Genomic DNA, 11,812 nt, shown 5'->3' on the forward strand with positions numbered 1-11,812 from the left:
GGCTCGTCCTTCAGTGCGCTTTAGGACTCGTCTGACTTGCGGCCTGGCATGCTCGTCTGCGAGGGTATCGTCTTTCCATATTCCTCCCACCAAGCCGTTAAGCCGCCATGGTTGGATCAAGTCCCGGCGCCTTCTATACCGGCACATGGCAAAGAATACTCCCTACGCCGACTGGTTCGCCGCCCTTGAGAAATAGTCCGGCGTTAAAGCACCGGAGGCCCTCAGGGGCCGCCTTCTTTTTCGCCCATGCAAAGAAGACATTGAAGAGCATCGGAGCTTTCAGCATAGATGGGCTAATCGGCTTCGTGCCCATCTCATCCGTTCGGAAGGGGAGAGACAGCGCACCTGCTGATGATAAAACATGTGGTGTCGTAACCTGACACAAATATCATGCCGAGGAGCGCAGTCATGAAACACTATGCTGGCCTCGATGTCTCGGTGAAAGAAACGAGCGTCTGTATCGTCGATGAAAGGGGTAAGCTATGCCGGGAGCGGAAGGTGGTCTCTCACCCGGAGGACCTCGTTGCCATCCTGAGTGATCCGGCATTCAGCTTGGAAAGGGTGGGCGTTGAGGCAGGACCGTTGTCGCAATGGCTGTTCGAAGGACTGGCAAAAGCTGGCTTCCCGGTATTCTGCATCGAGACGCGGCACACCAAAGCGTTCCTGGATGCCCTTCAGCAGAATAAAAGCGATCGGAACGATGCTCGCGGAATTGCCCACATGATGCGGGTCGGGCTGTTCAAGGACGTTCATGTGAAGACGCTCACCAGCCAGAAGCGCCGCGCCTTGCTAACAGCCCGATCGTTGCTGCAGGAAAAAGCGATCGACATGGAGAACGAGATGCGCGGACTCTTGCGCAACTTTGGACTGAAGGTCGGTCAGGCCTCGGGCGGCTCGTTTGAGGTAAAAATACTCGAGCTTGTCAAAAACGACGCCGAGCTGGCGGAAATCATGGAGCCACTGCTAGCGGGACGACGCAAGTTGCGAGAAGGTCTCGCAAAACTCGACAAGAGGGTTCTAGCCGAGGCGAAGCAGGATGAGGTTTGTAGGCGGCTGATGACGGTGCCTGGCGTCGGACCGATCGTCTCCCTCGCCTATGTCTCGACGATCGACATTCCCGGCAGGTTTCGTCATTCTCGATCAGTCGGAGCGATATTGGGTCTTACGCCCGTACTGAAACAATCCGGTGAGTTGAGCAGGGTCGGTCACGTCTCTCTGCGCGGAGATGCCATGATGCGAAGGCTGCTTTATGAGGCCGCCCAGTCGATGATGACGCGCGTAGTGAAATGGTGCTGGCTGAAGGCATGGGCCATGAACATTGCCAAGCGGCATGGCAGCAAGAAGGCCAAAGTGGCATTGGCACGCCGTCTCGCTGTCGTCATGCACCGCATGTGGGTGGATGGCTCGGAGTTTCGCTGGACGAGGGAGGACAATGCCTCAACCGCAGCGGTATGACGGTCAGCCATAGAGGCGAGCGAGAGATACAAAACCAGGGTTCCGCGTAGCGGCGGAAGACGTCCTTCGCGGACGATGGTGATGTGAGTTCGTGGCGGCGTTTATTTCGATGATCCGTCATCAGAATGCAGCATAGATTGGACCACATCATCTACTGGACCCCATTATGGGAGGGCCGAGTGCCGATCCCGGAGAGAAGCGCGGGCCGCGAATAGACGTTGAACGCCAATATGCACCACTGAAGTAAGCTAGCCGAACTAATGTCGAGCAGCGATTTCGGCTGCAAAGCGCCAGGAGCGGTCATGAGCCAAAGAAATAATGGCCAATACTATTTCCCCTGAAACTCTGCCGCAGTACCAGAGCAAAGGTAGGCATAAACACGCGTAGGGGGACAGATGCTATATTTGGTCAGGCACGGGCAAACAGAATTCAACGCAGTCGGGCGGTGGCAAGGTCAATGCGACTCTCCGTTGACAGACGTTGGTCGAGCGCAAGCTGCTCATGTTGCAAGTATTCTCAAGAGCCAAGGGTTGAACCAGACCGCCACGATTGTATCGAGTCCCCTTGGGCGTGCGATCCAAACCGCTGAGATTATTGCCTCGACTTTGGGGGTTGATGATCCCCTAACAGTCGATGCCCGGCTCAAAGAGGTCGGAATGGGCTCATGGGACGGCTTGACCGACACGGAGATTGAGGCCGAATGGCCAAACGTAAGAGATGGTCTGGGACACAACGAATGGTTCTTCCATTCGTCCGACGGCGAGCGATACGACGAAATGTTAGACCGCGTCCAAGCCGCTTTGAGCGAATTGATGCACGACCTCCGCGTCCCAAAGGTCGTTGTCTGTCATGGCGTGACGAGCCGCATTGTGAGGGGTATCCACCTTGGTCTCAGCAAGAATGAAATTCTGGACTTAGAAGTTCCTCAAAATGCCGCGTTCCGCTTGTCACGAGCGGGATCGATAGAGCGTCTTTCTTAATTTGGCCGGTGAGACCAAGCCATTAGTGGCCGCTTCGGGCCGCAGTCGGTCTTCTGGTTCGCGCCATACAGTGGACGTTGACATGTAGGCCGCATACGCACTTGATCTACCAGATCAACTGTTGAGCTGAGGCAGCTCTGCTTGCATCGACCATTGATCGACGTATCAACGTGGTGATTGCGATCAGCCCAAGTTCCGTGGTCTGGGGTAACATTGGCGTCGGCGCTGGCGGCATAGCGTGGCCTGAACGATCATCTTGGACGTTCAAGGGTGCCTCGCTCGACTTCGTTCCTGCAGATATGAATTGGCAGAAGGAATATCGGGATGGCCTCATTTCCTACCGGTCCTTCTTCGAAAAGTGCCTTGTCAACGATATCCAAGCGAATAACCGAGCGAGAATCCCAATCGAAAAATCTAAGGCCGACTTGCTCCTCGTTGCTGGTGGCGACGATGCACTCTGGCCATCCGACAAATTTGCCCGGGAGATAGTTCAGTCGGCTCAAGCTCGGCTACACTGATCTTTGATCAGGACGCTGGGCATCGTGTAATTTTATGGTCGGCTGGAACGTGATCATCACGGCAGAAGTCGTAGAAGAGCTGCGCCGGAGCTACCTGACATCCCATCATCGCTCAATCCTCCGCAAATCAATGCGACGATTGAATCACGCCATGATCTTAACGGCAATAATAAAGCAAAGCACGGAAGATAAGACCATTGCCGCGATGGCCACCACAACGCGGTCAGCATTTCTCCAAAAACCCGTTTCAGGTCCGCCACCGCCCAATGCCCCAAAAATATCGATCACGAAATCGATGGCTCGCACAAGCCTCTCCATAGCGTTCCCCTCTTCCGCGCAACCTCGTTAAAGGTGGAGGTTTGAGAGCCGACGATCAATAGGTTTTTTTCAACGGTATCGGCCGATTGCGAACGATCGCTTGCCTCCTCGGCTAACGGACAGACGAAAAGAGCTTGACCCCGGCCCGCCGATTAGAGAAGCGCCGACCGGACAGGGCGGGAAAGCGGGAATTCTCGACGCGCTTTTGCCGGAGGAAGGGCAGCCGCAGGAGCCTTAGCAAAGCGCCGCAACGCGGAAGGCGGGACCGACTGCACCCGGCGAAAACGCTCCGCAGATCCTCCACCTATTCGGCGTAGCTCATGCTGCGATGAACCTTATGAGCGCCTCGGCGTGACGATCGTGCGCCGCCGATTGGTACGGTCGCCACGCGGCACATTTGTTCAACTACCATCTGGCACTATCGGCGTGATCGTAATCGCACCATCTGCAGCGACCATCAAGTTCAACCGACGTTGGCCGACTGCATCGTAGAAGACTATTCCGGATCCGCCTGAATTGTTGAGAAAAAAGTAGGCCGAAGCTCCGCCGGCTCTGTCCATCTTGATATGTGCTCCCTTGCCGTCGATTTCGAGCACGACCGTCGGCGCGTCAGGACCGATGTTCTCGAAGGAAAGTGACGGCCGACCCTCACGGTCGAGTGAGAGCGCAGCACCGGTCGCGCCATCTGCTTTCAGGAGCCGGATCGACGGAACCCCGTCTGTTGCAGACAGACAAATCCTTGCCTGCCCGTTTTCGTCGGTAATCCGTAACTCGCTGGTCTGAAGTGGCGGCGATGGCTTGGTGGACATGGAATCCTCCTTGACTGCTTTGACTTTTAGGACTGGCCGAGCAAGGCACGCACCTGAGGCACAACCTTCGATCCGTAAAGCTCGATGCTCTGCATGAGCTTCTCGTGCTCCATAGGCCCCGCCGAATACTTCATCTGGAACCGTGAGATCCCAAGCGTCCGGACGGTGGTTGCGATCTTTTGGGCCACGGTCTCCGCCGATCCCGCATACAGCGAACCATGTTCGATCTCGTTTTCAAAATCCTCCTCGGTCACCGGCGGCCAGCCACGTTCCTTGCCGAGCCGGTCCCGGATCTTCTTGAAATGTGGAAACAGGTCAAGGCGGGCCTGCTCGTCGCTTTCGGCAATATAGCCCGGTGAATGAACGCCAATAGCGCCGGGCGTTCTTCCAGCCTGCTCGGAAGCCTTTTTGTAGAGCTCGACATAGGGCACAAACCGGGCCGGATCGCCACCGATGATGGCCAGCATCAGGTTCATGTCGTGCCGTACGGCGCGGATCACCGATTCCGGACTGCCGCCGACACCGATCCAGGTTTTAAGCCGGCCGTCTCCGATGGGCGGATAAATGCGCTGATCTTCGAGCGGCGCACGCCAGCCGCCACGATAATTGACGACATCTTTCGAAACGAGTTCCGAGAACAGATCCAGCTTCTGCTCGAACAGCTCCTCGTATTTCGAGAGGTCGTAGCCAAAGAGCGGGAAGGACTCGATGAAGGAACCACGGCCTAGAATAACCTCAGCGCGCCCGTTCGAGATCGCATCGAGGGTGGAAAATCGCTGAAACACACGGATCGGATCATCAGAACTCAAAACGGTAACCGCCGAGCCGAGCCGGATCTTGCTGGTCTGGGCCGCGATGGCAGCAAGTACCACTTCCGGTGCGGACACGGCAAAATCCTTGCGGTGATGTTCACCGACGCCGAAGAAATCGATCCCGTGGCGATCGGCAAGAACCGCTTCCTCGACAACATTGCGAATGACCTGTGGCTGGCCAAGCAGGTCTCCATCCGGGCCAGTGGTGACATCGCCGAACGTATCCAAGCCGAATTCAAGAGATTGTGTCATGGTCTGTTCCAGTTGGATAAAAGGGGCGTCTTTTTTTGCGCTTATCAGGGGTGAGAAGATGATGGCGAGCGATCGTGTGGTGCCGTCGGGTTCGCGCTTTTTGTCCACGGCCACTGGCCGTCGATCTCGGCTTCGAGGGAGAAGCTGAGAAATGTCCGGATGAGGACGATCAATCCGAGAAGACCGACGCTTTCCCAGGTCAGGGGCGCAATAATGGTAGCGATGATGTCTGCCCCGATGAGGATCTCCAGCCCCAGCAAAATTCCGCGGCCGAGATTGGCGCGATAATGTTCATAAGCTTTCCGTTGGTCGGTTGAGAAAACGTCCCGCAGGTAGCCAGCGGTTGCGATCAGAACGCCAACCAGAATCACACCAACGCCGAAGACTTCCAGCCCTGTCGCCAGCGGTTTAAGGATGGGTTCGATCAGGCTGGCGATACCGCCCATTTCAATGCCGATATCCATAACGGTATCCTCTTCAATTTGACGGATCGATATAAAAGCCAGCAGGTTTCAGGTTTCGGCCCCGGCCCTGCTTGCAAAGAGAGCGACGATCGCGATGATCGCCGGCAGGCTGAACGCCGCTGCGGGAGCGTAAATGTAGCCGATAGCGCCGAGACCGCAGCCGAGAGCAAATGTCGCAACAGCAGCTGCCATCTTTTTCACCCGTGCCTTGGCCGTCGCCACTTCGTCGGCGTTCGGATCGGCCAGAATGTCGGCGAGATCGAGCATGATTTGCGTGGTGGTGCCGGTCATCAGCGTCGATGGTGGCGCTTTCGACAGATGTGCCTTGTGGAGCCCATTCTGAATGGCCATAGCGGAGACCAGCGCCATGCCGACGGCCAGAGTGACGGTGCCTTCGTCGGCACGGAACGGACCGTGATAGAGTGCGTAGGCCGCGACGCCGACAAACAGCAACAGCTTCACGACCAGCATTGTACGGATCGGCGAGCGATCCCGACTTTGAAGTTTAAGGCAAACCAGCCTTGAGACAAACACGACCAGGCAAAATACAGGTAGTGCCAGCAGTTTTGACAAGGCACCATCCAGACCGTGCGCCAGCGTCGCGCCTAATGTGACAAAGTTGCCGGTAACGTGGGCGGTGAACAGGCCCGAGAGCGAAAGAAAGCCTAGAGTGTCAACATAACCACCATTGAAGCTCAGGAGGATCGGGAGGGAAGGAAGTTTCATGGCTGTTCTCTCGATTGGAGTCTGAGGCCGGGATCGGTTGTCTCGCGGCGTACCCAAGTTGTGCCGTCCAGCGCACGCTTCGACAATTGCATCATTTGTTTCGAATTCATTGCGCCTGGCGAGATAATGGAAGGACGACCGAAGCCGCCCCGCCCTAGTTTCTCGATTATGCAGCACCGGGGCGGTTGATGGTCAGGAAGTGTCTGACGACGGGTTTGTCCGGGCCGACATGGTAGGCCAGTGCCTTGCCTTGAATATCGGCGTCGGCGTTGGAGACCCGCTTGTGCTGGCGAAGATGCTCGGCCCAGGATTCCACCATGAACCATTCGACGATCTTGTCCGGATCGGCACTGTCTTCGGTGACACCCCATCCGTATGCACCATCACGGCGGCGTTCGCTAGCGAGATGATCGATGGCATGCAGGAAGGCGCTGCGATGCTGTTTTTCGACCTTGTACTCGATCAGGATCAGGACCGGACCACGGTCATGGGCAACGGGTTCCGCGACGAGCGGCTCGGGCCAATGGTTGGACGGCACCATGTCGGCATCGCCGGCCGGAAGCTTGATGCGGTGCATGATGAAGCCTGCGACGAGCAACCCGGCGGCACCGATGAGCAAGGTTGCCTGGATGCCGACCGCCGCACCGACGGCGCCCCATCCAAGGCTGCCTGCCGTCATCGCACCGTTGAACACGGTCAGATAGACGGCAAGACCACGACCCCGCACCCAGTTCGGGAGCACGGCCTGTGCGGCGCCATTGAGCGTGGTCAGCGCGGTGATCCAGGCACCACCAAGGAAGAGAAGCGCAACGATGGCGACGATCTTTGGCGGAGCGAGCGACAGGACCGCCATGACAACGGCGGTGATGACCGCTGCGCCAAGTAGCAGGCCATCTGAGCTCAGGCGTTCACGCAATTTCGGCATGACCAAAGCGCCGCCGATTGCGCCGGCACCAACCGCACCCAGCAAAATGCCGTAGAAGCTGGCGTCACCACCGAGCAACTGGCGGGCTACGAGTGGCAGAAGTGCCCAAACGGCGCTGGCAAAGGCGAAGAAAATCGCGGCACGCAACAGCACGACATGCAGTGGCCGGCTCGAGCGGGTGTAGCGAAGGCCTGCCCGGAATGCGCCGAGGAAGTTTTCCTGCAGCGCATCATTGGCGTTTTTCGCGCGAGGCCACCAGACGAGAGCAGCGATGACGAAGATGTAGCTGGCAACGTCGGCGCCATAGGTGATCCCCGCGCCGAAAGCGGCAAGCAGCAAGCCGCCGGCGGCCGGCCCGATGGAACGGGCAATGTTGATGCCGAGCGAATTGAGCGCGACGGCACTTTTGACGTCCTCGCGCTTGACCAGCTCCGGCACGATCGCCTGCCAGGTCGGCCCCATAAGCGCGGCACCAATGCCGCCGAGAAACGTGAGACCGATCAGCGCGCTGACCGACAGCATGCCCGTCTGGGATAAAACCATCAGAGAGATACTGACGGATGCAAGCAGCAGCTGCACGGCGATCAGGAATTTGCGGCGGTCGAGAATGTCGGTGAGAACGCCGGCCGGAATGGCCAAAAGGAAGATCGGCAGCGTTGCGGCCGCCTGAACCATGGCGACCGCAGCCGGAGATGCGGACAGATCCGTCATCAGCCAGGAGCTTGCGACATCGCGCATGAAGCTGCCGGTGTTGCCGAGCACGGTGGCTATCCAGAGAACCGCAAAGACGGGCTGTGCGAGAGGAGCAAATGTGCCTCCGGATGTTTTTACCGCGCTCATTTGCTTGCTCCTTTCGTGAGGTCGATTGCTGCAACGAAGACGAATGCGCCAGCGAGGCCCAGATGTTCAAAGAAGGCGTTGGTCGCCATCATACGGTCCATTCCCGGGGCCATTTCCCAGAAGCGCAGGGCGAGGAATGTCGCCATCAGGGTAAAGCCCGCCTGCGCCAGGGCTGCAACCCAACGCATGAAACCTGAAATTACCATGGCAGAAGCTACCAGTTCGAAGGCGATAACAGCGACAGCAAAAAACGCGGCCGGATGGAGACCAAAATGCTCCATCTCGGCGAGCGCGCCGTTAAAATCGAAGATCTTGGTGAGCGGACCCTGGATATAAGCGGCACAGAGCGCCAGCAGCGACACGGTGCGCGTGATCGGAGAACCGACGAGACGGGCCAAATTGTTCCGGACCGAATTTGATGTATGTGCCTGATAAGCCATATCTGCTCCTGGTGGGTTGCCGGCCTCATTGGCCGCCTGCGTTCGATGGAGCGAGTTTGGCGGATCGCGGCCTCGCCAACAATTGCAGCAATAGTTTCGATTTAATTGCGGATTATGTAATTATAATCGAGGCCGACCGGCATGCGATGCGCGCTTAAACGGGATGGATCATGTCGCGGGCATAAGCGAGGCCGATCCCGTAGCCGCCGGCATGGGCCTCGACAATCGCGCGGGCGTCGCCGTAAGTCTCTTTGCGGGTCCAGTCACGCTGAAGCTCAAGAAGAACCTGCAGCCATGACGTCATCCTAGCACCCGCCGCTTCCATCCGGCGCAAGGCCAGAGCGTGGCTATCGGACGTCACGCCACCGCAAGCATCGGCGACGACGGATACCTCATAACCAGCAGCGAGCGCGGACAATACCGGAAACGATACGCAAGCTTCGGTCAGCAGGCCCGACACTAGCAGTTTCTTCCGGCCGGTCTGAGACACGGCTGCCTTCACACGGTCATCTTCCCAGGCGTTCATGTTGCGTCGCTCGATCGAGACGACATCAGGTAAGACGCTCTGGATCGCAGGCATGACCGGGCCACTATAGACCTTGGAGGCCGATGTCGAGACGACAACCGGCAGGCTGAATGCCTTGGCCGTCTTCGCCAGCGCGACCATGTTGCTAAGGAGGACCTGCCGGTCTGTCGAGCCAACACCGAAGGCAAGGCCCGCCTGCTGGTCGATCATCAGAACGGTTGGCTGCGAAGGTTCAAGGAGTGGAATGTCGGACATCAGTGTCTCCGTTCTTTGACCATCGGTCAGGTTTTTTCGACTCAATGCCGCCGGAACGGCCCCGACACGAGGTCGGCAGTTCCGGCGAGCAAATTGGCAAGAAAGCAATACTCAATGGATCCGGCAGATCCGATCCATTCAGCAACACGTGGACATCACACCGCCCAGCAGGAACAGCCAAGAGCACCGAAGAAACCCTTGAGGTCTGCGATCGGCAGTTTCGAGGTCCAGGCTCCTGCATGGTCATGGCCATGCACGCCGCAATCGCTGGCGCAGCCGCAGGTGGAAATCGCGGTGCGCCGCAGAGAACGGGCACCCGCACCTTCCGGCTCGCCCCAGGCGGCATAACCGCCAAACTTGCGGACCGGAGACCAGTCGGGCATTGCCGGCGGTACATCGTTCTCGTCCAGTGTCTGAAAGTCTCCGGCGCCATAAACGATCTTGCCGCCGACCATGGTCAATTCCGACACGAGGAAAGAGATCTCGTCCTCGGCGCAGTTGAAGAAGTCCTTGTCCGGCACAACCAGATCGGCGAACTGGCCTTTTTCAATCCGGCCCTTCTTGCCCTCCTCGTTGGAGAACCATGTGACTTTTTCGGTCCACATCCGAAGCGCCGTTTCGCGGTCGAGGCAATTGGCACGCGGATAAAGCTGCATGCCACCCACGGTCTTACCGGTTACCATCCACGACAGCGAAACCCAGGGATTGTAGGAGGCAACACGGGTCGCGTCCGTGCCGGCGGACACGTTGACCCCTTTGTCCAGCATCTTGCGGATCGGCGGTGTGGCTTCGGCGACACCATGACCATAACGCTCGACGAAATATTCGCCCTGATAGGCCATTCGATGCTGTGTCGCGATGCCACCACCAAGGGCTGCGATACGGTCGATGGAGCGATCGGAGATCGTCTCGGCATGGTCGAAGAACCAGTTGAGACCTTCGAGCGGGATATCCTTGTTGACCTTTTCGAACACGTCGAGCGCGCGCGAGATCGTCTCGTCATAGGTGGCATGCATACGCCAGGGCCAGCGGTTTTCGGCCAGAACCCGCACCACCTCTTCCAGCTCGCCTTCCATTTCCGGAGCCATCTCAGGCCGCGGCTGGCGGAAGTCCTCGAAGTCGGCAGCGGAGAAGACAAGCATCTCGCCAGCGCCGTTGTGACGGAAGTAATCATTGCCCTGCTTGTATTTGACCGACTGCGTCCAGGCGAGGAAGTCCTGCTTCTCTTCCTTTGGCTTTTGGGTGAACAGGTTGTAGGCGAGCCGAACCGTCATCTGGTTTTCGTCAGACAGCTTTTGGATCACCTCATAGTCATCCGGATAGTTCTGGAAGCCACCACCCGCATCGATGACGCCGGTGATACCTAGGCGGTTCAGCTCACGCATGAAATGGCGGGTCGAATTGACCTGATAATCCAGTGGAAGCTTCGGACCCTTGCCAAGCGTCGAATAAAGGATGCCGGCATTCGGTGTGGCCAGCAGCAGGCCTGTCGGGTTGCCATTGGCATCGCGAGTGATCTCGCCACCTGGAGGATTTGGCGTGTCTCGCGTGTAACCGACGGCGCGCAGTGCCGCACCGTTCAAAAGCGCGCGGTCATAGAGATGCAGTAGGAATACGGGGGTATCGGGCGCAATGGCATTAATCTCCTCGATCGTCGGGAGACGCTTTTCCGCGAACTGGTGCTCGGTAAAGCCACCGACGACCCGCACCCATTGCGGGGCCGGCGTGATCGCCACCTGACGCTTGAGCATGTCCATCGCATCAGCCAGCGAGCGCACGCCATCCCAGCGCAGTTCCATATTGTAGTTCAGGCCACCACGGACGACATGGGTGTGGTTGTCGATCAGTCCCGGCAGGACCCGCTTGCCCTTAAGGTCAACGATCTTTGTATCTGGTCCGGCCAGCGCCATGATCTCGCTATCGACACCGACTTCCTGAAACAGGCCGTCCTTGATGGCCACTGCAGTCGCATTCGGATTGGTCCGATCAAGCGTGGTGAGGCGGCCGTTGTGAAGGATCAGGTCGGGATGCATGGTGTCTACTCCGGTCTGGGAGGTATGGGCGGCTTTCGCGGGTGAGAAGAGGTTCGAAAACGCCAGGCTGGACGCGCCCCCGAGGAAGGTTCGGCGCGTCGTCATCAGCCCCGTTCCTCTACTTGGCTCTGGGCGCGATGAGCAACGTCCACAGTATCGCCACCCTTCGGCATGTGACCAAACATGTGTGGTTTCACCTGATTGAACCAGGAAACCGCCGCTGGCTCTTTGCTCCAGAGCGACTTGGCAAGCGGTATGATCTGTTCGCCGACCAGAATGCCGAGAAGGCCGACCAATGCGATCACCGGCGGAGCGGGCGAGCGAACGTTCAGGAGGCTATAGACAATGCCGACCAGCAGTCCGGCGCCAAGAGAGAGGAGATAGATTTTCATGGGATGCAGTTCCTCGATACGCGAAAAGCCGCTCCGACAGGATGCTATCGGAACGGTCCTTTTAGAC

The 11,812-nt window shown here is 58.1% G+C and carries 13 protein-coding genes and 1 pseudogene; 3 read left to right on the forward strand and 11 right to left on the reverse strand.

The genetic code is table 11. The features are described 5' to 3' along the window. Positions 1 to 20 precede the first annotated feature (20 nt). Positions 21 to 133, reverse strand: a pseudogene (locus tag GSF67_RS26325) (transcriptional regulator); the annotation flags it as partial. Positions 134 to 408: 275 nt separating this feature from the next. Between GSF67_RS26325 and GSF67_RS23985 the strand changes: the two are divergent. From GSF67_RS23985 to GSF67_RS23995, 3 genes are all read left to right on the forward strand, one after another. Beyond that, the gene (locus tag GSF67_RS23985; protein ID WP_006316076.1) at positions 409 to 1,455 is read left to right on the forward strand and encodes an IS110 family transposase; all 1,047 of its coding nucleotides are present in this window, start codon (positions 409 to 411) and stop codon (positions 1,453 to 1,455) included. A 395-nt stretch (positions 1,456 to 1,850) separates the two neighbouring features. Next, positions 1,851 to 2,435 (forward strand): histidine phosphatase family protein, encoded by a 585-nt coding sequence (locus GSF67_RS23990; protein WP_006316077.1) that lies wholly within the window; start codon positions 1,851 to 1,853, stop codon positions 2,433 to 2,435. Positions 2,436 to 2,632: 197 nt separating this feature from the next. Next, positions 2,633 to 2,953 (forward strand): acyl-CoA thioester hydrolase/BAAT C-terminal domain-containing protein, encoded by a 321-nt coding sequence (locus tag GSF67_RS23995; protein ID WP_371814450.1) that lies wholly within the window; start codon positions 2,633 to 2,635, stop codon positions 2,951 to 2,953. Positions 2,954 to 3,097: 144 nt separating this feature from the next. Here GSF67_RS23995 and GSF67_RS24000 read toward each other — a convergent pair whose 3' ends face one another. From GSF67_RS24000 to GSF67_RS24045, 10 genes are all read right to left on the reverse strand, one after another. After that, positions 3,098 to 3,259 carry a hypothetical protein gene (locus GSF67_RS24000; RefSeq protein ID WP_157998616.1) on the reverse strand — a complete coding sequence of 54 codons (162 nt, stop codon included), beginning with the start codon at positions 3,257 to 3,259 and terminating at the stop codon, positions 3,098 to 3,100. Between the two features lie 413 nt (positions 3,260 to 3,672). Beyond that, positions 3,673 to 4,080, reverse strand: a complete 408-nt coding sequence (locus GSF67_RS24005; RefSeq protein WP_006316080.1) for a hypothetical protein — start codon at positions 4,078 to 4,080, stop codon at positions 3,673 to 3,675. Between the two features lie 26 nt (positions 4,081 to 4,106). Continuing rightward, entirely contained in the window at positions 4,107 to 5,144 is a 1,038-nt protein-coding gene (locus GSF67_RS24010; protein ID WP_006316081.1) for an LLM class flavin-dependent oxidoreductase, read from the reverse strand. A 44-nt stretch (positions 5,145 to 5,188) separates the two neighbouring features. Beyond that, entirely contained in the window at positions 5,189 to 5,608 is a 420-nt protein-coding gene (locus tag GSF67_RS24015; protein WP_006316082.1) for a DUF1622 domain-containing protein, read from the reverse strand. 48 nt (positions 5,609 to 5,656) lie between these two features. Further along, complete coding sequence (locus GSF67_RS24020; RefSeq protein WP_006316083.1) at positions 5,657 to 6,334, reverse strand: YoaK family protein; 678 nt, start codon at positions 6,332 to 6,334, stop codon at positions 5,657 to 5,659. 166 nt (positions 6,335 to 6,500) lie between these two features. Then, a complete protein-coding gene (locus GSF67_RS24025) occupies positions 6,501 to 8,099 on the reverse strand; it encodes an MFS transporter (protein ID WP_006316084.1) in 1,599 nt (532 codons plus the stop codon). Further along, entirely contained in the window at positions 8,096 to 8,539 is a 444-nt protein-coding gene (locus tag GSF67_RS24030; RefSeq protein ID WP_006316086.1) for a DoxX family protein, read from the reverse strand. Before GSF67_RS24030 ends, GSF67_RS24025 begins: the two co-directional genes overlap by 4 nt. A gap of 154 nt (positions 8,540 to 8,693) precedes the next feature. After that, on the reverse strand, positions 8,694 to 9,320 hold the full coding sequence (locus tag GSF67_RS24035; RefSeq protein WP_006316087.1) for a hydrolase: 627 nt from the start codon (positions 9,318 to 9,320) through the stop codon (positions 8,694 to 8,696). 155 nt (positions 9,321 to 9,475) lie between these two features. Further along, positions 9,476 to 11,458, reverse strand: coding sequence for an amidohydrolase (locus GSF67_RS24040; protein WP_006316088.1), 1,983 nt, complete (start codon positions 11,456 to 11,458; stop codon positions 9,476 to 9,478). Beyond that, positions 11,458 to 11,745, reverse strand: coding sequence for a XapX domain-containing protein (locus GSF67_RS24045; protein WP_006316089.1), 288 nt, complete (start codon positions 11,743 to 11,745; stop codon positions 11,458 to 11,460). The genes GSF67_RS24040 and GSF67_RS24045 overlap by 1 nt, the downstream gene beginning before the upstream one ends. Between the last annotated feature and the right edge of the window lie 67 nt (positions 11,746 to 11,812).

Source organism: Agrobacterium sp. CGMCC 11546, from assembly GCF_013365515.1.
Taxonomy (GTDB): domain Bacteria; phylum Pseudomonadota; class Alphaproteobacteria; order Rhizobiales; family Rhizobiaceae; genus Agrobacterium; species Agrobacterium fabrum.

Bases quoted from the DNA above. Each gene is read 5' to 3' on its own strand.
- GSF67_RS24005 (WP_006316080.1), bottom strand. From the start codon at position 4,080: ATGTCCACCAAGCCATCGCCGCCACTTCAGACCAGCGAGTTACGGATT.
- GSF67_RS24025 (WP_006316084.1), bottom strand. From the start codon at position 8,099: ATGAGCGCGGTAAAAACATCCGGAGGCACATTTGCTCCTCTCGCACAG.
- GSF67_RS23990 (WP_006316077.1), top strand. From the start codon at position 1,851: ATGCTATATTTGGTCAGGCACGGGCAAACAGAATTCAACGCAGTCGGG.
- GSF67_RS24040 (WP_006316088.1), bottom strand. From the start codon at position 11,458: ATGACGACGCGCCGAACCTTCCTCGGGGGCGCGTCCAGCCTGGCGTTT.
- GSF67_RS24010 (WP_006316081.1), bottom strand. From the start codon at position 5,144: ATGACACAATCTCTTGAATTCGGCTTGGATACGTTCGGCGATGTCACC.
- GSF67_RS24045 (WP_006316089.1), bottom strand. From the start codon at position 11,745: ATGAAAATCTATCTCCTCTCTCTTGGCGCCGGACTGCTGGTCGGCATT.
- GSF67_RS24030 (WP_006316086.1), bottom strand. From the start codon at position 8,539: ATGGCTTATCAGGCACATACATCAAATTCGGTCCGGAACAATTTGGCC.
- GSF67_RS24035 (WP_006316087.1), bottom strand. From the start codon at position 9,320: ATGTCCGACATTCCACTCCTTGAACCTTCGCAGCCAACCGTTCTGATG.
- GSF67_RS23985 (WP_006316076.1), top strand. From the start codon at position 409: ATGAAACACTATGCTGGCCTCGATGTCTCGGTGAAAGAAACGAGCGTC.
- GSF67_RS24020 (WP_006316083.1), bottom strand. From the start codon at position 6,334: ATGAAACTTCCTTCCCTCCCGATCCTCCTGAGCTTCAATGGTGGTTAT.
- GSF67_RS24015 (WP_006316082.1), bottom strand. From the start codon at position 5,608: ATGGATATCGGCATTGAAATGGGCGGTATCGCCAGCCTGATCGAACCC.